General features: G+C 43.5%; 17 protein-coding genes. 7 read left to right on the forward strand and 10 right to left on the reverse strand.

The window, feature by feature from the left end; all coding sequences use genetic code 11:
• Positions 1-2,722, forward strand: a 2,722-nt coding sequence (locus tag A142_RS13515) for an ImpA family metalloprotease (protein WP_019824398.1), incomplete at its 5' end; no start/stop codon positions are given.
• Positions 2,723-2,758: 36 nt separating this feature from the next.
• Here the strand turns inward: A142_RS13515 and xthA are convergent.
• From xthA to emrD, 3 genes are all read right to left on the reverse strand, one after another.
• Positions 2,759-3,565: an exodeoxyribonuclease III gene (gene xthA, locus A142_RS13520; protein ID WP_019824400.1), complete on the reverse strand. Its 807-nt coding sequence runs from the start codon at positions 3,563-3,565 to the stop codon at positions 2,759-2,761.
• 170 nt (positions 3,566-3,735) lie between these two features.
• Positions 3,736-5,826 carry a S9 family peptidase gene (locus tag A142_RS13525; RefSeq protein ID WP_029405580.1) on the reverse strand — a complete coding sequence of 697 codons (2,091 nt, stop codon included), beginning with the start codon at positions 5,824-5,826 and terminating at the stop codon, positions 3,736-3,738.
• A gap of 333 nt (positions 5,827-6,159) precedes the next feature.
• Positions 6,160-7,365: a multidrug efflux MFS transporter EmrD gene (gene emrD, locus A142_RS13530; protein ID WP_029405581.1), complete on the reverse strand. Its 1,206-nt coding sequence runs from the start codon at positions 7,363-7,365 to the stop codon at positions 6,160-6,162.
• 499 nt (positions 7,366-7,864) lie between these two features.
• On the opposite strand from emrD, the gene A142_RS13535 reads away from it, so the two are divergent.
• Positions 7,865-9,982 carry a methyl-accepting chemotaxis protein gene (locus A142_RS13535; protein ID WP_019824405.1) on the forward strand — a complete coding sequence of 706 codons (2,118 nt, stop codon included), beginning with the start codon at positions 7,865-7,867 and terminating at the stop codon, positions 9,980-9,982.
• A 111-nt stretch (positions 9,983-10,093) separates the two neighbouring features.
• Here the strand turns inward: A142_RS13535 and A142_RS13540 are convergent, their stop codons facing one another.
• From A142_RS13540 to dinG, 5 genes are all read right to left on the reverse strand, one after another.
• Positions 10,094-11,227: a cupin domain-containing protein gene (locus A142_RS13540; protein WP_019824407.1), complete on the reverse strand. Its 1,134-nt coding sequence runs from the start codon at positions 11,225-11,227 to the stop codon at positions 10,094-10,096.
• 43 nt (positions 11,228-11,270) lie between these two features.
• On the reverse strand, positions 11,271-11,441 hold the full coding sequence (gene rsmS / locus A142_RS13545; RefSeq protein ID WP_019824409.1) for a pleiotropic regulatory protein RsmS: 171 nt from the start codon (positions 11,439-11,441) through the stop codon (positions 11,271-11,273).
• Positions 11,431-11,979 (reverse strand): primosomal replication protein, encoded by a 549-nt coding sequence (locus tag A142_RS13550; protein WP_029405582.1) that lies wholly within the window; start codon positions 11,977-11,979, stop codon positions 11,431-11,433. The genes rsmS and A142_RS13550 overlap by 11 nt, the downstream gene beginning before the upstream one ends.
• Before the next feature lie 22 nt (positions 11,980-12,001).
• Positions 12,002-12,781: a sulfite exporter TauE/SafE family protein gene (locus tag A142_RS13555; protein ID WP_017062114.1), complete on the reverse strand. Its 780-nt coding sequence runs from the start codon at positions 12,779-12,781 to the stop codon at positions 12,002-12,004.
• Positions 12,782-12,909: 128 nt separating this feature from the next.
• Complete coding sequence (dinG, locus tag A142_RS13560) at positions 12,910-14,985, reverse strand: ATP-dependent DNA helicase DinG (protein ID WP_029405583.1); 2,076 nt, start codon at positions 14,983-14,985, stop codon at positions 12,910-12,912.
• 513 nt (positions 14,986-15,498) lie between these two features.
• On the opposite strand from dinG, the gene A142_RS13565 reads away from it, so the two are divergent.
• Positions 15,499-16,491, forward strand: a complete 993-nt coding sequence (locus A142_RS13565; protein ID WP_019824414.1) for a porin — start codon at positions 15,499-15,501, stop codon at positions 16,489-16,491.
• A 77-nt stretch (positions 16,492-16,568) separates the two neighbouring features.
• Positions 16,569-17,276, forward strand: coding sequence for a DUF2057 family protein (locus A142_RS13570; RefSeq protein ID WP_019824416.1), 708 nt, complete (start codon positions 16,569-16,571; stop codon positions 17,274-17,276).
• Positions 17,277-17,334: 58 nt separating this feature from the next.
• On the opposite strand, the gene A142_RS13575 is transcribed toward A142_RS13570, so the two are convergent.
• Positions 17,335-18,063 carry a pseudouridine synthase gene (locus tag A142_RS13575; protein WP_019824418.1) on the reverse strand — a complete coding sequence of 243 codons (729 nt, stop codon included), beginning with the start codon at positions 18,061-18,063 and terminating at the stop codon, positions 17,335-17,337.
• A gap of 321 nt (positions 18,064-18,384) precedes the next feature.
• Here A142_RS13575 and A142_RS13580 point away from each other — a divergent pair, with 321 nt between their 5' ends.
• Positions 18,385-20,610 (forward strand): NADP-dependent isocitrate dehydrogenase, encoded by a 2,226-nt coding sequence (locus A142_RS13580; protein ID WP_019824420.1) that lies wholly within the window; start codon positions 18,385-18,387, stop codon positions 20,608-20,610.
• Between the two features lie 329 nt (positions 20,611-20,939).
• Here the strand turns inward: A142_RS13580 and cspD are convergent, their stop codons facing one another.
• Positions 20,940-21,161, reverse strand: a complete 222-nt coding sequence (cspD, locus tag A142_RS13585; RefSeq protein WP_004736548.1) for a cold shock domain-containing protein CspD — start codon at positions 21,159-21,161, stop codon at positions 20,940-20,942.
• Between the two features lie 585 nt (positions 21,162-21,746).
• Here cspD and clpS point away from each other — a divergent pair.
• Positions 21,747-22,067: an ATP-dependent Clp protease adapter ClpS gene (gene clpS / locus A142_RS13590; RefSeq protein ID WP_004737430.1), complete on the forward strand. Its 321-nt coding sequence runs from the start codon at positions 21,747-21,749 to the stop codon at positions 22,065-22,067.
• A 39-nt stretch (positions 22,068-22,106) separates the two neighbouring features.
• Positions 22,107-24,380 carry an ATP-dependent Clp protease ATP-binding subunit ClpA gene (gene clpA, locus A142_RS13595; protein ID WP_019824423.1) on the forward strand — a complete coding sequence of 758 codons (2,274 nt, stop codon included), beginning with the start codon at positions 22,107-22,109 and terminating at the stop codon, positions 24,378-24,380.
• Positions 24,381-24,478 lie beyond the last annotated feature (98 nt).

Raw genomic sequence — 24,478 nt, forward strand, 5'->3', positions numbered from 1 at the left:
TGGTTCTGGTGGTTCTGGTGGTTCTGGTGGGGAAGGTAATGAAGGTGACGGAAATGGTGATCCTGGCATTACTCCAACTCCACAAACCGCGGTACAAAAGGCATTGTCCACAGGTGATGCTTCTCATGTAACGGACTCTCAAGAGTTTATTGATGCTAGCCGAGCATTAGTTGCTCAATACAACTCGAACTTCAATCATATTAAGCAAGCATTATCCCAAAACTCTGAAGGAGAGCCTTTACGCAATCTTCATTGGGATCCAACACATGACTCGGCAATTCTCTTGCCTACCTATGGTTTTAACGATGCCATCTTAAAATCCAATAAAGCGATGCAAGATGGGTATTCCGACCAAGAGCTTGTCATTGGTATTGCGGGTTATACGTCAGACGACAGCCGCTATGCAGCATTGGCAAGTAACCCGTTTCGAACTAAGCAGCGCTTCCCTGATTCTGTCAACGAAGAGATGGATACTTGGTTGAAGAACTTGGTTAGGTGGACTTCTAGTACTGACTCGCCACAAAATGTTGTGTTGGCTCAGCTTGATCAGTCTCATTACTTTCCTGATGACCAAGCGACACGAAACTGGTTAATCGACAATGTTAATGCTTCTATGGTCCTCAACGCTGACAACGCTTGTGATGGCAGTAAATTAAGTCAATGTCTTGAAGCCAATAACCCTGACTTACTCGTTTTGTCTCAAAAGTTAAATGATGGTGATGATATTGAAGATGTGATTTCAGGGTTACGTTTGGCGTTCAGTAAAAATATTCCGGTGTTATACCTACATCTTGATGGCGGTATGACGGACTTAGGTAACGCGCTATTTTCAGAAATGCACATGACTTACGTTGGTGACAACTATTGGCGTAAGCTAGGTTTATCGAACTGGGATTCTACACAGCTGATTGATCAAATACCGGATAATATTGTCCAGCAACAAGCGCTTTTACAAAGACTAAAAGACGACAGTTTCACAGTTGACTTGAGTACCTGTGATGATAAATCTTGCCCTGATGAATCCAATATGGATGAAGAGTTCTATACTGCAGCAAACAGCATACGTGCTCACCTAACGTCGCTAGATAGTAAGAAAGTTGACCTGTTCGCAACAGATGATTATGAATATGAAAAGCTGTTGCTGCTACTTGCTGATCATTATCGTCAAGACGTTCAGTACCCAATGGGTAAGAGCGTGACAGAGAGAATTGATTTTCTTCGCTCCTATTACAGTGATTACGCGGCCTACAACAGTCGCGTGTATAACGCGGCGCAACCAAGCCTAGGCAATTTTACTACCAAGAGTTTTGAAAACGTACCGCTCGTCACCAAAACAATTGCCTTGGAGTCCAAGAGACACTTTCGATCAGCTGGAGTGTACGCATTGCCAGGTGAGACGATTAAGGTGACTCGCTTAGACAGTAACGAAGTGGCTACGTCTATTGCATTTAATACATTGCGGAGTGGCGCGACACACGAGTTTTCAGGCAATGACGGTTACGCTCGGCCGAAATTTTTAACCTCGGTAACCTATCCAGTGAAACCAGGAGAGACGATTTATCTCACTTCAGCCTATGGTGGAACATTACAGGTTCATTTTGATACCAATGATATCGATGTGGAGTTGCGTTTTGAAAATGTTGCTCAACACCCGGTTTGGCGAAGTGAAGCGGACAACGATAGTTTTGTGGCACAGCTTGAAGAAGGAAAGTTTGACTGGGCAGAACTGGTAACACCTGGATTTGAAGTCCACTCTAAACTAGACAAAATGAATGAGTCTATCAGTGCTGCTGACTGGGCTCAGCCTCATGATATGGCTCTTGCCACAGAGCGTTATGTACATAACTTTCCTCATGCACTTGCAGGCTTTAAAGGGCCGGGTATTGATGAAATTGCTGAAATACACCAATACGGGGAAGACAAGGGCTGGGAAATTGCAACCATTGACATTGTAAAGCATATGAACGCAGACCAAGCTAACTGTGGCTATGGTTGTTCAGGAAACCCGTATGATGCCTATTGGTCGTTTCATCCATTAGGGCATGGTGATCTTCACGAGTTAGGGCATGGTTTAGAGCGTGGTCGATTTAGGTTTAGCGGTTGGGATGGGCACTCTACAACGAACTACTATTCGTATTTTAGTAAATCAAAATATTATAAAGACACCGGAAAAGTATCGTCTTGCCAAGGCTTAGATTTTAAAGGGCAGTATGAAGTTTTGCAGCAGAGCCGAACTCAACCTGACCCAAATGCTTTTATGGCAGCTCAGAATCAAACTGGTTGGAGTTGGGGGGCACGCATATTCATTCAAATGATGATGTTAGCACAAGATCAAGACGTATTAGATTATGGCTGGCATATGTTAGGGCGATTGCATTTGATAGAGCGCGAGTTCAACCGTTTAAAATCGAGTGATGAGTTGTGGATTACACGTAGGCACACCATTGGCTTTGACAGCTATTCAAGAGACGAAGTAAACCAGCTCACCAATGACGATTGGTTGCTGGTTGCGCTGAGTTATGTCAACGAGCGGGATATGCGGAGTTATCTAGATATGTGGGGCTTTAGTTTTACGGAGAAAGCCAACCAACAAGTAGTGACACTGAATTTGCCTCCAATGCCACTAACGTACTTCGCGAGCTCAAACCAAGGCTATTGTGTCGAGGAGTTTGCCACAACACCTATTAGTGTTGACGGGACAACCCCTTGGCCAATCAATTAATCTAAAAGTAAATAGGGAGCATGAGCTCCCTATTTTCTATTTAAACGTTGACCAAATTGGCGCATGGTCAGAAGGCTTTTCAATGCCGCGCAGTTCGTAATCGATGCCAGCCTCAGTACACTTATCAGCAAGTTTTTGAGTTGCTAGTACCACGTCAATACGCAGGCCGCGGTTGTCTACGAAGCCTTTTGAGCGGTAATCAAACCACGAGTATTGATCGTTTACTTCAGGGTGCAGTAAACGGAAGCTGTCTACAAAGCCCCAGTCCATCAATGTTTTTAGCCATTCCCGCTCTTCTGGTTGGAATGAACACTTGCCTGTTTTCAACCAACGCTTCGCGTTTGGTTCACCGATGCCGATGTCTGCGTCGATAGGGCTGATATTAATGTCGCCCATCACGATCACTTGTTCATCTTTGTTGTGGTGATCGTTTAGGTAAGTCATCAAGTCTTTGTAGAACTCGCGCTTGTACGGGTATTTGGTTTCATGCTTGATGTTATCCCCTTGAGGGAAGTAACCATTTAGTACGGTAACCTTTTCACCGTTTTCATCTTCAAACGTCGCCATGATCATACGCTTTTGATGGTCTTCATTGTCGGTTGGAAAACCTTTCTGAACTGAGATTGGCTCTTGCTTACACAGCATCGCCACACCGTAATGCGCTTTTTGGCCGTGAAAGTAAACCTTGTAGCCCATTGCTTCAACATCAGCAATAGGGAAGGCTTCATCGTGTACTTTTATCTCTTGCAGACCAATTACGTCCGGTTGGTGTTTGTCGATAACAGCTTGCAGTTGATGAAGGCGGGCTCTCAGGCCGTTGATGTTGAAGCTAATTACTTTCATTTGTTTTTATACCTCTCGTAAACCTTTGTCACTGCGAGTTTTCAAAGATTTTTTGATTTGGTGGATTTCATGGTTCATCGTATTTAACCATGCTTAATAATTTCTGTCGCCATTTTGTCGAGACTAAATGGCGACGTTAAATTGTGTGAATACCTACAGTTACGCTGAGTCTACTGAGTTTTTAATAAGTCTAAAAAGAAGGCGTATTCAAGAGCATCTTCTTTTAATCGCTTAAATCGACCAGAAGCGCCACCGTGACCGGCTTCCATATCGGTTTTGAACACCAGTACATTGTTGTCTGTTTTCATTTCACGCAGTTTCGCCACCCATTTCATTGGCTCAAAGTACTGTACCTGTGAATCATGTAGGCCTGTTGTCACTAACATGTTTGGGTAGTTTTGTACCTTAATGTTGTCGTACGGTGAGTAACTCAGCATGTAGTCATAGTAGGTTTTATTGTTAGGGTTGCCCCATTCGTCGTATTCGTTAGTCGTAAGAGGGATCGACTCATCAAGCATGGTTGTTACCACATCGACAAACGGAACATGTGCTCCAATGCCTCTATATAATTCAGGAGCTTGGTTGATGATCGCTCCCATAAGTAGACCGCCTGCCGAACCGCCCACCGCAAATACTTTGTCTTTAGCGCCATAACCTTCTTCAACTAGGCCTTTAGTTACATCGATAAAGTCATTGAACGTGTTTTGCTTGGTCAGCTTTTTGCCGTCTTCATACCAAGGGCGCCCTAGCATTTCTGAACCGCGGATGTGAGCGATCGCAAAAACGAAGCCTCTATCAAGCAGGCTGAGACGAGTCGAGCTGAAGGTCGGTTCAATGGTTGAACCGTAAGATCCGTAGCCGTATTGGTAAATTGGGTTAGTGCCGTCTTTTTTGAATAAGTCTTTGCGATAGACCAAAGAGACAGGTACTTGCTTACCATCACGAGCCGTTACCATGATTCGCTCTGATTGATAGTTATCCGCTTTGAAATCACCTAATACGGGTGTTTGCTTCTTGATTTCAGACTCACCTGTACTTAGGTCGAAATCATAGTAAGTTCCAGGCGTAGTCAAGCTGCTGTAATAGATTCGAACTTTTGAGTTATCTAACTCATAGTTACTCGTTAAGTAAGCGGCGAAAGCGGTGTCGTTAAATTTAAGTGGGAACTCTTTACCTGTTGAGAGTTGGCGAACCGTGACTTTAGACAAGCCATCCGCACGTTGCTCGTAAACAAGATGGTCATCAAACAACTCGAAATCAACAAGCTGAGTGTTATCGTCTGCTGCAATGACATCGCCCCATTTTGAGCGGTCATGCATGTCTTCAGCTGTGACTTTCATTAAACGAAAGTTGACCGCTTGGTAGTTGGTATAGATGTAATACCAATCACCCAGTTTAGCGATGCTGTACTCTATACCTGTCTCTTTTGGGTAGAAAGCCTCAGCTGTAGCCTTTGGGTTGTTGGCATCGATGACTGAAACACCACTGGTTTCTGTGCTCGAGTGCCAAATGTAGACCTGTTCACCATCTTTACTTTTGCTCAAGGAAGTGTAGTAAGCGCTGTCGGTTTCTTCGTAGATTAACTCATCGCTTGTTTGAGGTGTGCCTAAAACGTGGCGGTAGACTTGGTAACCCAGCAGCGTTTGTGGATCTTTCTTGATGTAGTAGAAGGCTTGGTTGTCGTTTTGCCACGCGATAGCACTTGAAGCGCCTTCAATTTCATCTTTTAGGTATTCACCTGTCGTGAGGTCTTTGATCTTGATGGTGTAAATGCGGCGGCTTAGCGTATCTTCGCCATAGGCCAACAAGTTTTCGTCTGGGCTGATCGTTAAGCCACCAATACTGAAGAATTCATGTTCTTTTGCTAGCTCGTTAACATCTAAGATGACTTGCTTGTCTGTGCCTAAAAAGTTTTTTTCACGCAGGTGAACTGGGTATTCGTTGTCACCTGTGACCTCATTCGAGTAGTAGTAACTGCCTTTGCGAACCGGTACCGAATTGTCGTCTTTTGCGATTCGGCCTTTGATCTCTTCAAATAATTGTTTTTGTGCTGCTTCTGTATGTTTCAACACTGTATTTGCGTACTGATTCTCTTGCTCAAGTTGTTGCAAAATCTCTGGATCTTGGCGTGCATCGTCGCGCATCCAGTAGTAATCATCGATTCGGGTGTCACCATGAATCGTCATTGCGTGAGGGACTTTCTTAGCAACGGGTGCTTGGGTTTGCTGAGCGACGAGCTGTGATTGAGAGTAGTGGTTCATGGTTGAGATTCCTTGATTGCTGCATCCGGCGACAAGCGCTATTGATACGACTAATGTGGTTAAAGCGATACGCATCTATATATCCTTAATGTGCACCTTACTCTTTTTGATGCCAGCATCCTTTGTTGGTTGGGTATCTTTCAGTGATATTATTTATAATTGGATTCTGGGTATGCACCTTCATCGTAAGTGTCTGTTATTGTTTTCAAAAAATCAAAGCAATGTTAAATGAAATTACTGATACGTGAGAGTGGAAGGAATAATGTGCAACAAAAAAGGGACACACTTTTCAGTATGTCCCTTTTCATTATTGAGCAGGATTCGTGTTTTACGTTAAATAGCCAATGGAATTTCGTTTGAGTGGTCAGGTTTACGATTAACCCAACGCAAACCAAGCATAGCGATGAATGACATAGCAATCATCAGGCAACCGAGTGGCAGTTGGTCTTGAGCCGGGAAGAACGATGCCAATAGTGTTGCGATGCCAGCACCTAGGTTCTGCATACCGCCTAAAATCGCACCTCCAGTACCAGCGTGGTACGGGAATGGCGAAAGTGCCCCTGTTGTCGCTGCTGGGAATAATATGCCAGCGCCCAAGAAGTAAATTGTGGCACCGCCAATCAAAGTTAATGCTGTTGTTTGACCAAACAGACCCGGTATCAATACCACTGTTGAGCCTACCAATATCGCAACCAGACCAACATTCAGTGCACGGCGCTCACTGCGACGTTGTGCGATGTAACTAGATAAGCCTGCACCGACTAAGTAACCTGGAATAGGCAAGACAAACAGCAAGCTTACTGTGGTTGCCGGTAAGCCAAGTACGCCACCAAGCAACACACCTGCAGCAGCTTCAAATACGGCTACACCAGCAAAGGTTGCGACCAATACCAATAAGAAACCTTGGAAACGTTTATCAGACAGAACGAACTTGTAGCTGTTGGCAACCGATTCATGCTTGCGTCGTTCTTTCGGCAGTGTTTCCATCATGCTCGTCATCATAGTGATCACAACAGCAATACCAAACAGCGCAAGGAATAAGTAACTAGAACGCCAGCCGAAAACTTCTGTTAGGTAACCACCCAGTACAGGAGCCATCAATGGTGAGAAAATCACACACATGCTAATCAAGCTGTTTGCACGGTGCAGCTCTGCGCCTTCAAAACAGTCGCGAGTCAATGTACGAGACATCGCACCACCACAACCGATGCCCAAACCTTGGATAAAGCTGCCCGCTAAGAACCATTCATATTCGTGAGCGAACAATGCTACCAAAGTACCGATGATGTAGATGATCAAACCAATCACGATGATCGGTTTGCGACCTAGGCGATCAGAAAGTGGGCCGTAGACAAATTGCGACAGACCATAAGGGATCAAGTAACACGCCATCACCGCTTGCAGTGAAGATGCCGAAACTAAGAACTCACCTGCCATATGACCGATAGAAGGCACGTACATCGTTTGAGTCATTTGACCTACGGCAGTCAGAATAGCGATTAAAAAGGTAAGTTTCGCTAATGGAAACGAGGCGGACATTTGCGTATCTCTCCAAAAATTAAGACGTAAAAAGCCTTAGCGCTCCATTAAAGGAGAGCCAAATGAATAAAGTGTTCAGGGAATCTAGGCGCGAGATATTAGAGCTTGATTGCGGGCTTAGCAATCAAAAAGTGTGAAGTTGACCAAGATAAAAATCTATAACTTGGATTATAAAAACTAATCCGAAATAGCTGCGTTTTAAGGAGGGAGAGGGTGGAATGGGCTTCCTTTAAATATCGATGTTTTGGTTATGTCCAAAGTGCTAAAACCTAAGCAACATAGCCAATGATTATATGAGTACATCATTTGAAATCACAGAAAAAAGGAAGAAAACACGCCCTATTAACATTTGTATAAACTTTCGTTTTATATGTAAGCAATTTGTGCTGTAATTATCCGCTAAGCTATTCGTCTAACTCATTTACATTGTGTACAGCAATTCGTTGTCGATGTGATAGTTATGGTTATGGAAGTCTTTTGGCTTAAATAAGGATATTAAATGCGCTCTCTATCGGTACAGTGGAAAATAACCCTCTTAGCAGGTTGTTGTTTAATCATTACGTCACTGTCTCTTATTGGTTTCTCGATCTACAACGCGACGAGTAATCAACAAGTCATCAAATCTCAAAGTTCAGAATCAGTTATCAATAAAACTCAGCAGTTGCTGGCGTCTGTTTCTCAACTCAATGCTCAAGAAACTCAACGTTATGTAGACGAAGCTATTTACCGCGCAGAGATGCTTGCGGCCAGTGCTCAGTTTCTAAAAAACAATGCAGACGAAAACTTTACGCCAAGTGAAGAGCTTCGTACCGCCTTGGATGAAATGGTTCGTCGCTCGGTTCTAAATTTCGACTCTATTCAAGGTGCGTATCTAGTTTTCAAGCCTGATTTACTTGATAGCGAAGATGCGAATTATGTCGATGCTGATTATGTTGGCTCTAACGAAAAAGGTCGTTTTGCTCCTTATTGGAAGGTAGCGGATAACGGTGAAAATGTTCTAGCGAACGTTCTTTCAGAATCGATCTTGAATGATGGCAGCAATAGCGAACGTTTTTACTGTCCTTTGTCTTCAGGGCAAACATGTATTAGTACGCCGAGAGTCGTGAACAGCGGTGGTGTAGCACTACTTACGTCCTCTATTTCAGTCCCTATTTTGGTTGACGACGTTGCTATTGGTTTTCTTGGTATTGATCTAAGACTCGATGGTTTAACGAGTGTGATTACGCAATCTGATCAGAGCTTGTTTAACGGTGCGGGTAAAGCTTATGTGGTTAGTCTAGATGGGTCAGTTATCGCTTCTGATGATTCAAGTATTGCGGTCGGTTCAACCTTCCAAAGTGACAATACAAACAGTGATTTAATGACCGACTTTATCTTTGGTGGTGAAGTGACAACGCAATGGAGTGAGAACGGTGAGTGGTTACTTGCCTTTGCACCTGTTGTTGCGGCTAATCAAACTTGGGGTGTGTTGTTTGAGATCCCGAGAGAGAGCGTCGTCGCTGATGCCAACAAATTGGACTCCATCATTAGCACTAAGTTAAGCGAAGGCATTAAGACGGAAGTGATTGCCGGTACTGTGTTCATTTTGTTCGGTTTAGCCATCATCGCATTTGCTTCCCTTTCAATTGTGAAGCCTATTCGACAAGTGGTCGAGCGACTTAATGATATTGCTTCTGGTGAAGGGGATCTGACACAGCGTTTAGAGGTTAAGTCTCAAGACGAAATTGGTCAGCTATCTAAAGGGTTCAACTTATTCTTAGACAAGCTACAACACACGATCAAAGAAGTGATTCACACCACCGAGCAAGTGGCGAGTACGACAAGCCAGGCTAAAGCATCGGCATCAAGCACTCGAGAAAGCAGTGAATCTCAATTTAAAGAAGTGGATCTTGTGGCGACAGCGGCCGAAGAGATGACGCAAACAGCGGGCTTAGTGGTACAAAACGCAGAAGTGGCCGTTGATGCTGCTTGTGAAGCGAATCGTTCTGCTCAACAAGGGCAACAGGTTATCGAGCTTTCAGCCGGTGAAATGAGAAAGCTGGTGGAGCGTATGTCGAGTGCTGTTCCAATTGTTGAAGAGTTGGCCAAAAATAACGGAAACATCACCGAGATCTTAAGTGTGATTGAAGGGATCTCTGAGCAAACTAACTTACTGGCATTGAATGCGGCGATTGAAGCGGCTCGTGCTGGCGAACAAGGTCGAGGTTTTGCTGTTGTTGCGGATGAGGTAAGAAACCTCGCAAGTCGCACCCAGTCATCGGTTGGTGAGATCAGAGCGGTGATCGACAAGGTTCATGCTGGAACTCAAGATGTCGTTGAAGCGATACAAGAAGGCAATATACTTGCAAACGACACAGCACTACACGTTCAGAAAGCAGTTGAAGATTTAGGTTCGATCTTTACTTCTATTGAGGCGATCAGTGATATGAACAGTCAGATCGTTCGTGCAGCCGAAGAGCAGCAATCGGTGTCTGGTGAAGTGAATCAAAGCGTGGTTAACATTCGAGACTTGAGTGCGAAGATCTTGGAACAAGCAGCGGCTTCTGAACAAGTGGGCAACGAAATTGATCAGCTGTCTCAGCAGCAACAGAAATTGGTCAATCAGTTCAAGGTATAACCATTAAGACTTAACAAATTCAAAATTGAAAAAGGGACAAATGAGGTTTTCATTTGTCCCTTTTTTATATCTTGCAACCAAAGTTAGTCAACAACGAGTGGTTGATACTGCTTACTCTTCGATGAACCAGTAGCCTTTGTTCACTAATTCCGTCACGACAGTTACGCCCGAAGGAGATAGAGCAGCAGCTGAATTAATCACAGTCTCATCACAAAGTATGTTGAGTAATGAAGAGTCCGCTTCATCAACCTTAACCACTTCGCCATTGATGTAAGCTGTGTTGCTTTCATTTTCGTGGTAAAGCGCTTTTAAGCCAGATACACGGTGGATCTCGCCTTCAGACTCCAAGTGTTGAGCGATCTCTTCTGGAGTCCATAGAGGTTCTGGCGCAACGATATCAAGCTGGTGGCGTGATTGGCTCAGCAAACAACCCATGAAATCACTCACGGTTTCAGGCTGTTCTAATGCCGACTTCAACATATCAGTTAGGTTACTCAAATCTGACGAACGAATCTTGCCGTAGCCATCTTGCGTTTTGAACTCAGGATCATGCAAGTGAACATCACCCATATCATGAGCAAGCACAAAGTCGGCAAAGTTACTGATTAGCTCTTGCTCCTTAGGAGAGCGGTAGCCAATCGAGTAGCTCATTGATGGTTCTATTGTGTTGCCTTCGTGTGGGAAGCCTGGCGGGATATAAAGGATATCACCTGGCTCTAAGGTTTCATCAATGATTGGCTCAAAGCCTTCTATTTGGCGTAGAGCAGACGCTTGAACGGTCTCTTTGTATTGACCAACATCTTTCGCGCCCACTTTCCATTGACGCTTACCTTGGCCTTGAATGATGAATACATCGTATTGATCAATATGTGGGCCAACACCGCCTTCAGGTGCTGAGTAGCAGATCATGAGATCGTCGAACAACCAGTTTGGCAATTGTTGGAACGCTTCAGTCAGTTGATTTGCACCTTGATGCCAATGGTTGGCTGCTTGAACGATCAATTGCCAATGTGTTTCAGTCAGCTCACCAAACTTCTCTTCAGTGAATGGACCGTGTTTGGCTGTCCATTTGTTGTCGAGGTTAGAAACAAAGCGAGAATCCACTTCTTCTTCCATCGATAAACCAGCAAGTTCTTCCGGCGAAATTGGGTCGACGAAGTTTTGGAAGCCACCTTTTAAGATGGTTGGTTTTTTATGCCAGTAGTTTTCAAGAAACTCGGGCATAGAAAAGCTAAGTTGGTACATGTGAATCCTGTATATTTTTATGCTAGATGCTAGATGCTAGATGCTAGATGCTAGATGCTAGTTTGGCTTGTAAATCTTGCTGGACAATCTTAATTGCTTGTAACGCAACCTTAGGGTCGATCTCGTTGCTTTCGAGTAAGTAGATAAGGTCGACAGCTAACTTAACTTCTTCTGGTGCGTTATCCAGTGGTGATGGTGTGTTATCAGTGTTCATTTCGCTTAGGGTTCTCTAAGTTAATCAGTCTCTCAATATTTCTCATTGAGTCTTCACAGCGTTCTAATCGTTCTTTGGCTAACTGCCAAGCCTCTTCCGCTTTTTTCTTACTGTGGCGAGGCGCAGAATCAAACGCTAACTTTCGTACTCGTACTAAATCGACCAATCGCTTTTGCCAATCTTGGTGCTGAGCGAGTTCGTTGTATAGGTCGTTAAGGTTTTTCCCTGACTTACTTTTTCGATCTAAACGTAAATCATGGTTGGCTAACTCTCTTTGGATTGCTGCAATCTGATTTGTCAGCTTTTCCGTCAGGTAGTTGGCTCTGGACGCAGTCAGTTGGTTTGTGGTTTGTTCACGTACAATGGTCCGGTACGTTGCCTGAGTTTCAAGTGCATAGGGAAGCAAAACAGAGGCGCTACATTTAAATAAGGCTCGGTCAAACAAGGCTTGATGATAAGCACCTCGAGATTTGTCAACCTGCGAGCAATGGCCAATTAGGGTGTCAATGACACTTTTTAGCTTTGAAAATTGATTCATTTCACTTCCCGTTGGCTACTGCCTATAAGTTCACAAACCAAGCTTCATATGCCAGTTTAATTGCAAGTACGCTTACTACGGTAACAAACACAGGTCGTATAAATGTAGCACCGAAACGAATAGCAGAGTGAGCACCAACAAATGCACCTGCCATTAAACAAAGGCCCATGGTTAAGCCGAGAACCCAATCAATATGACCAAGAATTGCGAAGGTAACCAAAGACGTAAAGTTACTGGTAAAGTTCATGGCTTTGGATAGGCCAGAGGCAAGCAAGATATTTAAGCGGTAAAGCGCCATAGAGCTTACCGTCCAAAACGCGCCAGTTCCTGGGCCAGCAACCCCATCATAAAAGCCAAGAATGAATCCTTGGTACTTTTGTTTTCTCTTAAGTACAGGGCAAGGTTTAGGAGACACATTATGGCTCACATCTGGAGTCTTATGAAAAATGGTATAGACCGCAGCGGCAAGAATGACTAACGGCAATACCTTCTCTAACCACTCTGTGCTAATAGCATCAACAGTGAGTGTGCCGATTGTCGCACCGATTAAAGTAGATATGAATGCATTGACCCAACACTCAGGCTTGAACAGCTTTTTACGGTAGTAAGTGAATGCAGCTGTAGATGAAGCAAACGTTGCGGCCAGCTTATTAGTTCCGAGTGCAATGTGTGGCGGTAAACCAAGCGATAGCAAAGCTGGGACGGTTAACATCCCTCCGCCACCGGCGACAGCATCAATAAAGCCTGCTGCAAATGCAACCAGAGCAAGTATGACCAACATGGTTGGCTCAATCATTTCCATAAATAGCTAGTGTTCTCGTTATCGGCTGATAGGGCAGCCACATGAAAAACCGGTGGATTAGTCATGTTGGGTTGTGAATGCAAGGGCCTAGCGATGAAGGCCCATAACTACCTCAAAGGCAGGGTATATTAGTATTTTATTGTTCTTTTAAAAGGCGGTAGTGAATCGAGTAGGGACTTTCCGTATCGCTTCGTTACTATGCGTCTATCAAGGATCGTGACTTTACCAGAATCTCTTTCCTTACGCAGTAGTCTACCCACTGATTGAATAAGCTTTTTACTCGCATCTGGAACAGTAATCTGCATAAAAGGGTTACCACCGCGTGATTCAATATATTCTGAATGTGCTTGCTCTACGGGAGAGGTAGGAACACCAAAAGGAATCTTAGTAATAACGAGGTTTTCAAGAAGCTCACCCGGTAGATCAAGACCCTCAGAAAAGCTTCCAGTTCCAAAAAGAACGCTGGTTTTACCTTGGTCTATTAGCTTTTTATGTTTTTTTAGGATTTCAGTTCGTGAAGTATCGCCTTGAACCTGCAATGCCCACGACTTTTTAACGAAATCTGTTGCTAAAGCCTCTGCAACTTTGTTCATTTGCCAGTAAGAAGAGAATAGAACGAGATTGGCTTTTTTGTCTTCTATTACCTTAGGCAAAATTTCAATAAGATATTCGGTAAACTGAGGTGCTTGTGGTTCGTACTTCATTGCCGGCACGATCAGCTCTGCTTGATTCTGGTAATCAAACGGTGATGCCAAAGCCAAAAATTGTACGCCATCTTCTGCTTTTTGGCTGATACCTGCTTGATGACAGAAAAAGCTGAAAGAGTTGAGCGCCCTCATGGTTGCAGATACTAATACCGCGCCAACACAGCGGCTCCAGATTTGCTGATCCAGTTGCCAACCTACCTCTAATGGCGATACATTCACAACGAAATCGCCTTCGCTTTCTTTATTCAGTTCGAGCCAACGAGCCAAAGGAGCGCCTTTTTCTCTCTTCGGTTCAGCCATTAAGCGCCAAACTTGAGCAAGGTTCTCTGTTCTTTGTATATAGAAGCCAATTTCTGCAAGTGCTGGCTCTGCAAGCTTTGCTGAAAGCTCGCCGTCTTTAACTCGTTCCGCAATCAGGTCTGCAATCTTCGCAACGGCTTGGCTCGCCTTTTGCGTGAGCTGCTTGAGATCTTTAGATTCATTCTCTAGCCACTCAGGTAAGTCGCCATGTTCGAAGCGATACAAGCCGTCTTCAAAGTGGTTAGCGTCAAACTGTTTGCTCATTTGAGTCAGGGTAGGGATCAGCTGTTGCATTGAGTCTTGCAGTTCATTTCTAAATCGGTGGACACGCTTTTCGTCAGCGAGGCCTGAAAGCTTGGTGATTGATTGATTCAAACGCTCCAACCATGATGCCGCGCCTTTTAAGCTCGCAGCCGCAGAAGAGTGATCTCTAGCTACATGCGGTAAATGGTGAGCTTCATCGAATATATAGATGCTGTTTTCTGGTTCAGGCAGTATCACACCACCGCCTAAGTCAGCATCAGCCATTACTAAACTGTGATTGGCGATAATCACGTCTGCTTTATCTAACTCTGAGCGCGCTTTCTGGAAAGGACAGTCTCTATGCGTGGGCATACTGTTGTTACAGCTGTGCTTATCACTGACAATCATCTGCCAAATCATATTGTTGATGGGTTTTGGCCACGAATCACGGTCACCATCCCATTTCCCTTGGGTTAGGCTGCGGTACATGGTTTGAAGTTGGTCGATATCCTTTTTCTTCGGCTTAGATTCGAACATTGCCATTTGTCCGCCATCAACCCCGCAGGCAGCGGCTAGCTTTTCGGAGCAACAATAACGCTGTCTGCCCTTCGCTAATATGAAAGAAAACTCTCGATCAGTCAGTCTTCTATATAGAGGGAGATCTTTATTGACGAGCTGTTCTTGTAGCGCAACCGTCGCCGTCGATATGACTATTTTTCGATTATTGAGCACAGCGACAGGAATAGTAGCCATTAAATAAGCCAGTGATTTCCCGATCCCTGTCCCCGCTTCTGCAACAATCATGCGATTACTTTTGTGGTATTGACCACAAAGTGTCTTCGCTATTTCTGCAACAAGGTAATTTTGAGCACGACGAGGTACAAAGTTGTCCAACTGATCTTGGAGGTTTTGATAACTGGTGCGAATAGATTTTTGAATTTTAGTAGTTAGCATACTGTGACCTACGTAACGGAGCGAGGATAGTAGCACATATCACTAGTCGGTACATTTACGGTGAAATAGCTTGCTTTTGAATCAAAGGTAGATCTTGTTCACAAAAAAAAACTGAACCATCAGGAACTTAACTATTTTATTTATGTTGCGAAATATAAATATTAAAAAAGACTGGCTTATAGGTGTTAAATCCTGAAGTGTAGCGTTGTTGTGAGTTGTTTGTGGTGTTAAATACTGTTTTGTTCTTTTTTTGGATTATTATATTTCCTGGTAAAACTAAGGATAAGTTGCTCGTAAAACAATGAAAAAAAATGTAAGTGGTTGATTTTGATTGTTTTGTGTTTTTTTTAGGTTTGTTTTTAGTTTATTTGACACGCAGGATAATCTTTTGCAATCTAGACCTCGAAATTTAGTGACGGTGATTAACCAACAAAGAGTGGTAATGACCAGTCATAAAAATAAAAGGGAACCGGGCAAGGATCTCCCATTCTTAGAAAAGGCAGTGGATTTATTATGAAAAAGACTCTATTAGCACTTGCAGTTGCAGCAGCAGCAGGCTCAGTAAACGCAGCAGAAATTTACAAATCAGAAGATGGCGCAGTAGACTTCTACGGTCAACTACGTACAGAGCTTAAGTTCCTAGACGGGCAAGATGCCAAATTAGGTTCAGGTTCTTCGCGTGCTGGTGTTGACGCTCAATATAATGTATCTGATGATCTTAAAGTTCTTGGTAAAGTAGAATTTGCATTGAAAGACAGTGGCGACATGTATGTACGTAACCACATTTTTGGCTTTAGCAGCGATCAAGCGGGAACAATCAAATTTGGTAAGCAATGGACTACATCAGATGATGTATACGGCGCTGATTATTCATACTTCTTTGGTGGTTCTGCACTGCTTTACTCTACTTTGAACGCTGCTCTTCATGACTCACAAGTAAAGTACTCTTACGATTCTGACAACTTCTGGGTAAAAGCAGGATACGGATTAGCAGAAGATGATTCTAATCAAGAGCTAGCTGAACTTTACGTTGGTTTTTCTGTTGGTGACGTAAATATCCACGTTGGTGGTGGTCAAACAACTGATGATGTAGCTGGTTCTGGTTTTACAGGCCTTGAGAACACATACTACGAAGGTACTGTTGAGTACTCTAAAGATGTTCTAACAGTTGGTGCGACTGTTGCAGCATCTTCTGTTGAATCTGCTATTGATAAAGCAGACCAAACAGGTTTCTCAGTAGCTGCTACGTATGGCGTTGCTGATAAAACAACAGTATATGGTGGTTACGAGTTCGTGTCTCAAGATCACGATTTATTAGAAGATAGCAACGTTGTTTACGTTGGTGCTGAATACAAGTACGCTAGCTGGGCACGTGTCTATGCTGAGTATGGTTATGCAGACGGTAGTACTCTAGGTTTCAACGCTCAAGGTAGTGATATGGTTGTAGCGCCTCAGACTGTTGATGGCGAAAACAATTTCGGTATCGGTGCTCGTGTTTACTGGTAATTTGAGATATTGTTAGAAAAAGCCCAACATAGAGTTGGGCTTTTTTTTGCCTATTTTTTATAAGGATGGATACAATAATGCAAAGTTTCAAATATTCTTTTTTGGGGCTGTTAGTTGCTTCTACAGTAGTTGATGCCGAAGTAATATTGGATGTCCCTGAAAATGTAAATTTACTTTCAGTAAACATGAGTGCTCCTGACTTTGAACAAGGGTTGTTTTCTGCAGATAAGACAGTGCTTTTACCTGACGGTGAAAACCAAATCGTTTTTCAATATGAACCAGTATTTGATGAAAGAGATAATCAAAGGAAAGTCTACAGTTCTGTTATTATCGCTAAATTTGAGGCAAAAAACGAAGAACTTACCTTATCTATGCCTGAGTTTAAAAACTTGCGTTCTGCTCAAGAAAACATTGGAAACTTGAATTGGGAAATTAAAAACAAGCAAGGACAAGCCTTAATCAAAAATGAAGACATTTTAGCTAGTGACGGAGTTCAACTAAATAGAAGTTATTCTGAAGAAGCTACAGAATATAATAAAGTTGGTGGTGCTGCTGCTGTAACCATGAGTTATTTAGTTGTAGAAAACCAAGTTCGTCCTGCAGTTAAGGTTAATGCTACAAGTTTAGAAGAAAACACGCTAGTAAACGCTGAAGGTTTAACGGCTAACACATCAGCTCAGGTTGTAGATAAATCGGAGTCTTTGAAACAACTTAAAGCTTTGTATCTGAGCACTTCAAAAGAAGACCGTAAAGCATTCCGTAAATGGATGATTGACCAAGAGTAATCAATCTTCACGTACAAAAAAGCGAGACGTAAATCTCGCTTTAATATATTGCTATGAGTTAAATCTCTTTCCACTCACCAGGCTGCAGCTGCCCCACATTCATATTACCCATTGAGTAACGGATAAGACGCAGGGTAGGGAAGCCGATATTGGCTGTCATTCGTCTTACCTGACGGTTACGTCCTTCAATGATTGTAACAGCCAACCATGTTGTCGGTATCGCGGCTCTGAAGCGGACTGGAGGATTTCTATCCCACACTTCAGGTTCTTGCATCACTTCGACTTTTGCAGGCAGTGTCATGCCGTCTTTTAGTTCGACACCTTTTCTCAATTTATCTAAATCTCCCTCAGAAGGTGCGCCTTCAACCTGTACCCAGTAAGTCTTTGGGGATTTTGAGTTTGGTTGAGTCAGCTTAGCTTGAAATATCCCATCGTTGGTCAAGACCATTAATCCTTCGCTGTCGCGGTCGAGGCGACCTGCAGCATAAACGTCTTTCACTGGAATAAAGTCCGCTAGCGTTTTCCTCCCTTCGCCATCTGTAAATTGGCTTAGAGTATCGAAAGGCTTGTTGAACAGAATTACTTTGCGATCTTCGAGCGCTACCTTAGGTTTTGCATTGGTAGGCTTGCCTTTATATCGGTGCTTGCTTGAGTGAGATTTGTTGTGCGAATTGCCAGTGTTATTCCTATCACTGCTTCGGCTTTGTCTATTACCGCTTTGTTTTAATGTTGCACCAGAACGAGCCGGTTTGTCTGAACGAGATGCGCTGCGTGAGCGAGTAGACATGTTAACTACCTTGCAAAAATGTAAACGAAGTGTGCTGAAAAGTTTTCACTGAAACGGAATTGAGCTATCATTTGCGCGCCTAAAAGACACAAAATAGAACAAGTTGATGGACTCTTAAGCCTGATTTGTTTAATTATACCTTCGTGTTTTATTATAACAACGCACTCACGGATTTGGTTCATGCTGTCATCAAGATTGCATGAAAAATAAGATAGAGTACGACTATCGAGTAAGCAGTTTTCACTCTTTGAGTGGCTTACTGGTCAATTTATAACATGCTCACTATTTTAAATGAGCTTGTAAGAACTATAGGGAAATTTCATGCCTACTGAAAAACCAACGATCATCTATACCATTACAGACGAAGCTCCGGCGCTAGCAACTTACTCTCTGCTGCCAATCATTCAATCTTTTACAGCTTCTTCTGGTATTAACGTTGATACTCGCGACATTTCACTTGCAGGGCGCATTATTGCCAACTTCCCTGACTACTTGAACGAAGAGCAACGTATTGGTGATGCATTAGCAGAACTAGGTGAATTGGCTAAGACACCAGAAGCAAACATTATCAAGCTTCCAAACATCTCTGCATCTGTACCTCAGCTTCAAGCAACGATCAAAGAGCTACAATCAAAAGGTTACGCACTTCCTAATTACCCAGAAGAAGCAAACACTGACGAAGAGAAAGCTGTTAAAGCGACTTACGACAAAATCAAGGGTAGTGCAGTAAACCCTGTATTACGTGAAGGTAACTCGGATCGCCGCGCTCCACTTTCTGTTAAAAACTACGCGAAGAAGAACCCACACTCAATGGGTGCTTGGTCTGCAGATTCTAAGTCGCACGTTTCAAGTATGGACGACAAAGACTTCTTCGGTAGCGAAAAGTCAGTAACCATTGAAGGTGCTACAGAAGTTAGCATTGAATTCGTTGGCAAAGATGGCGCAAAGAAAACACTGAAGCCAGCTTTTGCACTGCAAGATAAAGAGATCATTGATGCGTCAGTGATGAATAAGGCCGCTTTGGTTGCATTCTTCGAAAAAGAAATCGCATCGGCTAAAGAGCAAGGTGTACTGCTTTCTCTTCACATGAAAGCGACGATGATGAAAGTATCTGACCCAGTGATTTTTGGTCACGCGGTTAAGGTTTACTACAAAGACGTATTCGCTAAACATGGTCAACTATTTGAAGAGCTAGGCGTTGATGTAAATAACGGCATCGGTGATGTCTACGCGAAGATTGCAGCGCTTCCTCAAGAGCAGAAAAAAGCAATCGAAGCTGACCTACAAGCGGTATACGAGACTCAACCGCCACTAGCGATGGTTGATTCGGACCGTGGTATTACTAACCTACACGTACCAAGCGATATCATTGTGGATGCATCTATGCCTGCAATGTTGCGTTCTTCTGGTCAAATGTGGGATCCAGAAGGTAAGCAAAAAGATACCAAAGCAATGATCCCAGATCGTAGCTACGCGAGCATTTACCAAGCGGTTATTGATTTCTGTAAAGAGAACGGCGCGTTCGATCCAACAACGATGGGTAGCGTACCAAACGTTGGCTTGATGGCTCAAAAAGCGGAAGAGTACGGTTCTCATGATAAGACTTTTATACTTGAAGCTGCTGGTCAGGTTCAAGTTGTTGACGCTTCAGGCGCAGTGCTTCTTGAGCAAGACGTAGAGGAAGGCGATATCTTCCGTATGTGTCAGGTTAAAGATGCACCAATCCAAGACTGGGTTAAGCTTGCGGTAACGCGAGCTCGAGCATCAGGTGTTCCTGCAGTATTTTGGCTAGATGCGTCACGCGCGCATGATGCTCAGCTTATCAAGAAAGTTGAAGCGTACCTTCCTGAATACGATACCGATGGCCTTGAAATTAAGATCCTTGCTCCACTTGAAGCGACTCAATACTCACTGGTTCGTATCAAAGAAGGCCTAGATACTATTTCGGTTACTGGTAACGTATTACGTGATTACCTAACTGACTTGTTCCCGATTTTAGAGCTTGGTACATCAGCTAAGATGCTATCGATTGTTCCACTAATGAACGGTGGTGGTCTGTTTGAAACAGGTGCTGGCGGCTCTGCTCCTAAACATGTTCAACAAGTAGAGAAAGAAAACCACCTGCGTTGGGATTCCCTAGGCGAATTCTTGGCATTGGCTGCATCTCTAGAGCACCTGAGCGTAGTAACAGGTAACGCTAAAGCACAAGTTCTAGCGGACGCGCTTGATAAAGCGACGGGGGAGTTCCTTGACAACAACAAGTCTCCTTCACGTCGAGTGGGTGAGCTTGATAACCGTGGCAGCCACTACTACCTAGCGGCATACTGGGCTAAGGCGCTTGCTGAGCAAACGGCAGACGCTGATCTTGCTGCTGAGTTTGCAGGTGTGGCAAGTCAACTGGCTGAAAGTGAAGAAGCGATCGTTGCAGAGCTGAACAACGCTCAAGGTGTGGCTGGTGACTTAGGTGGTTACTACCTACTTGACGATGCATTGGTTTCAACACTAATGCGCCCAAGTTCAACGCTAAACGCATTTATTGATGCGTAGTGATTGGACTCATCGTTAGTCAGTCATGAACGTGATTTGCTAACGAGTTGCTTAGGCTGATAGCTAAGTTATAGATAAAGTCAAAACGAAAGACGCTTTAACGACAACGTTAAAGCGTCTTTTTTGTTCATCTATAATACTCCTAAGATCTAACTTAATAAGAGTACATCCTCAAACGAATTGTCTAGTGAGCAACTTTAGAGATCCCAAAACGAAAAAACCGCTCACGTAATCCTGTATTACAAGTATTAAATGAGCGGTTTCAATATTCTGTTTACCAGTCAGCCTTTAATGAAGATTGACGGAGGTTAACATGAGTTGGCATTCGCCTATTTTGCGGCGCTGCCTTCGACAGGAACAACGGAGCTAGCATGCGAGCCTTTAGGTCCACTTTCTACTTCATAGTCGACCTGCTGACCCGCCTTCAAGGTTCGATAACCTTCCATTTGTATTGTGGAGTAGTGCGCGAAAATATCGCCGTCTTCACCTTCTGGACAAATAAAGCCAAACCCTTTGGCATTGTTAAACCATTTTACTGTACCTGTAGCCATGCTATACATCCCTCATGCATTTTGTTACTAACGTTGTTATATCAATTGTTGTAAGTGCGATTGATATCATTCCTACCAGCTAAAGAATTTCAGCTAATAGCTTGAATCTCGTACATTGCTTACGGAAATTAACGCTACCCTGCGTAACTATTCCTTATTGTTAATTTTTGAAGCGTGTTACTGACCTTAAATCATGTTGCAAAAATGTATTAAAAAACCTTTTAGCTCCAATGTAGCTAATGATTGAGCACAGTCAATAGTAAATTGGTATAAAAGTGATCAATTTTAATAACAAATCACATTCGAGATTAACTGCAAACTATTAACTAAATAGTAACTTAGCAGTGATCTTATCGTTAGTATCAATAGTTATGGCGTCTTTTTAATCAATCACATATGTTAATCCTGTTAATCGAGATCTTTTATTTGCAGCGATGGAAATGGTGGATTAGGCTCAGTATAGAGGAATATTTTTTGGTACTGTTTCTCGGTGCAGTTTCTTAGTACACCGTAAAGCGTGAATGTGGTAAATTTGAGTTAGGTAAACACTCACGACTTCCGAAAAATAACCCTTAGCAAAGCGATATGAGCAGAAACTTTGAATGGGCATCTCCAGGCTCAGATTTACTGGAGAAAGAAGCAACAAAAGTAAAGCCACCGGCGATGTATAACGTTGTGTTAAATAACGATGATTACACGCCCATGGACTTTGTAATCGAGATCCTAGAGCGATTCTTCTCACTAGATATCGAAAAAGCAACGGAAGTGATGCTCAAGGTTCATTATGAAGGTAAAGCTATATGCGGCACATACAGTGCTGAAATAGCGGAAACAAAGGTAGCGCAGGTCACGATGTACTCAAAGGAAAATGAGCATCCGCTACTATGTACAATGGAGCAAGTATAAATTGCTCGAACAACACAGTTGTTCCCTTAGGAGGTACTTATGCTAAATAAAGAATTAGAGACGAGTTTAAATGGCGCATTTGCTCGTGCGCGAGACAAGCGACATGAATTCATGACTGTCGAACACCTCCTACTAGCATTATTAGAAAATGATGCGGCCAAGGAAGCGCTCCAAGCTTGTCAGGCTGATCTCGATGCTCTTCGCAATGAGCTCGATATTTTTATCGATCAAACGACCCCACTTATCCCTGAAAGCGACGAAACTCGCGAAACTCAGCCTACGTTGAGCTTTCAACGAGTACTTCAACGCGCTGTTTTTCATGTTCAATCTTCAGGTCGCAGCGAAGTAACAGGTGCTAATGTACTTGTGGCTATTTTTAGTGAGCAAGAATCTCACGCGGCATATCTTCTTAAGAAAAACGACATTAGTCGCTTAGATATTGTTAACTTCATCTCACACGGTATTACCAAAGCGAGCAACGAAGGCGACAGCCCTTCATCATCTGATTCATTTGGTGGTGCAGAAAATGCTGAAGAAGCTAATTCTGAAGACCGTTTAGAAAATTTCGCGACCAACCTTAACGAAGTAGCGAAGCAAGGTAATATTGACCCATTAATCGGTCGTGACAAAGAGCTAGAGCGTACTATCCAAGTTCTGTGTCGTCGTCGTAAGAACAACCCTCTGTTAGTGGGTGAAGCGGGTGTAGGTAAAACTGCCATCGCGGAAGGTCTTGCATGGCGCATTGTTGAGGGACAAGTGCCTGAAATCATTCAGAGCAGCGTAATTTATTCTCTAGATATCGGTTCACTGTTAGCAGGGACGAAATATCGTGGTGACTTTGAGAAACGTTTTAAAGCGATTCTTAAGCAACTCGAGAAAGAAGAAGACGCGATTCTGTTCATCGATGAGATCCACACCATTATTGGTGCTGGCGCTGCCTCTGGTGGTCAGGTTGATGCGGCAAACTTAATTAAACCGCTACTAAGCAGCGGCAAATTGCGCTGTATCGGTTCAACAACGTACCAAGAGTACAGCAGTATTTTTGAGAAGGAGCGTGCTTTAGCTCGTCGCTTCCAGAAAATCGATATTATTGAACCATCGCTAGATGATACGACTAAGATTCTGATTGGCTTGAAGCCAAAATACGAAGCTCACCACGAAGTGCGCTACACCAACAAAGCGTTGCGTGCCGCTGTGGAACTGTCAGCTAAATACATCAATGAACGTCACCTTCCTGATAAGGCGATTGATGTAATCGATGAAGCGGGCGCTCGCAGTCGTTTGGCACCTGCAAGCCGTCGTAAGAAAACGGTAAGCGTGGCTGATATTGAGTCAATGGTTGCGAAAATGGCGCGAATTCCTGAAAAATCAGTATCATCTTCAGACAAAGATACGCTGCAGAAACTGGATGACCGTATGAAAATGTTGGTGTTCGGACAAGATCCTGCAATCGATGTGTTGAGTGAAGCGATAAAGCTGACCCGTGCCGGATTGGGCGCAGACAATAAACCAGTTGGTTCATTCTTGTTTGCTGGTCCTACTGGCGTAGGTAAAACCGAGGTGACAGTTCAACTGTCTAAATTGATGGGCATTGAGCTTCTACGCTTTGATATGTCTGAGTACGGTGAGCGCCACTCTGTGAGCCGCTTGATTGGTGCTCCTCCTGGTTATGTTGGTTACGATCAAGGTGGTCTGCTAACTGACGCCGTAATCAAGAACCCGCACTCTGTTGTGTTACTTGATGAGATCGAAAAAGCTCACCCAGATATCTTTAACTTGTTGCTACAGGTTATGGATAACGGCACGCTAACTGATAACAATGGTCGTAAAGCGGATTTCCGTAACGTGATCTTAGTGATGACGACTAACGCTGGTGTAGCTGAAACGGAGAAGAAATCGATTGGCCTGATCCAACAAGATCATGCGCCAGATGCGATGGGCGAAATCAAGAAGGTATTTACTCCTGAGTTCCGTAACCGTCTCGATAATATCATTTGGTTCAACAGCCTTGATCCAACTGTGATTAGCCAAGTTGTTGATAAGTTTATTGTCGAGCTTCAGGTTCAACTGGATGCTCGTGGCGTATCTTTAGAGGTTTCTGAAGATGCTCGCCATTGGTTAGCAGACAAAGGTTACGATAAGACCATGGGTGCTCGTCCGATGGGACGTGTTATTCAAGACAAGCTTAAGAAGCCACTGGCAAATGAGTTATTGTTTGGTAGTTTAGTCGACGGAGGTACTGTGAAGGTATCCCTGAAGAAAGACGACCTAGACTTTGTTTATGTCGGTGCTAAAGAAGAGGTTATGCACTAACGAAGTGATTGATAACTCAAAAGTTTAAATATAAAACGCATGACTTCGGTTGTGCGTTTTTTTATGCTTGCGAGAGATGCGAGAGATGCGAGAGATGC

The organism is Vibrio splendidus 12E03, assembly GCF_000272105.2.
GTDB lineage: Bacteria > Pseudomonadota > Gammaproteobacteria > Enterobacterales > Vibrionaceae > Vibrio > Vibrio splendidus_I.

Coding starts and splice junctions, on each gene's coding strand:
- xthA (WP_019824400.1), bottom strand. CDS start 3,565: ATGAAAGTAATTAGCTTCAACATCAACGGCCTGAGAGCCCGCCTTCAT.
- A142_RS13525 (WP_029405580.1), bottom strand. CDS start 5,826: ATGAACCACTACTCTCAATCACAGCTCGTCGCTCAGCAAACCCAAGCA.
- emrD (WP_029405581.1), bottom strand. CDS start 7,365: ATGTCCGCCTCGTTTCCATTAGCGAAACTTACCTTTTTAATCGCTATT.
- A142_RS13535 (WP_019824405.1), top strand. CDS start 7,865: ATGCGCTCTCTATCGGTACAGTGGAAAATAACCCTCTTAGCAGGTTGT.
- A142_RS13540 (WP_019824407.1), bottom strand. CDS start 11,227: ATGTACCAACTTAGCTTTTCTATGCCCGAGTTTCTTGAAAACTACTGG.
- rsmS (WP_019824409.1), bottom strand. CDS start 11,441: ATGAACACTGATAACACACCATCACCACTGGATAACGCACCAGAAGAA.
- A142_RS13550 (WP_029405582.1), bottom strand. CDS start 11,979: ATGAATCAATTTTCAAAGCTAAAAAGTGTCATTGACACCCTAATTGGC.
- A142_RS13555 (WP_017062114.1), bottom strand. CDS start 12,781: ATGGAAATGATTGAGCCAACCATGTTGGTCATACTTGCTCTGGTTGCA.
- dinG (WP_029405583.1), bottom strand. CDS start 14,985: ATGCTAACTACTAAAATTCAAAAATCTATTCGCACCAGTTATCAAAAC.
- A142_RS13565 (WP_019824414.1), top strand. CDS start 15,499: ATGAAAAAGACTCTATTAGCACTTGCAGTTGCAGCAGCAGCAGGCTCA.
- A142_RS13570 (WP_019824416.1), top strand. CDS start 16,569: ATGCAAAGTTTCAAATATTCTTTTTTGGGGCTGTTAGTTGCTTCTACA.
- A142_RS13575 (WP_019824418.1), bottom strand. CDS start 18,063: ATGTCTACTCGCTCACGCAGCGCATCTCGTTCAGACAAACCGGCTCGT.
- A142_RS13580 (WP_019824420.1), top strand. CDS start 18,385: ATGCCTACTGAAAAACCAACGATCATCTATACCATTACAGACGAAGCT.
- cspD (WP_004736548.1), bottom strand. CDS start 21,161: ATGGCTACAGGTACAGTAAAATGGTTTAACAATGCCAAAGGGTTTGGC.
- clpS (WP_004737430.1), top strand. CDS start 21,747: ATGAGCAGAAACTTTGAATGGGCATCTCCAGGCTCAGATTTACTGGAG.
- clpA (WP_019824423.1), top strand. CDS start 22,107: ATGCTAAATAAAGAATTAGAGACGAGTTTAAATGGCGCATTTGCTCGT.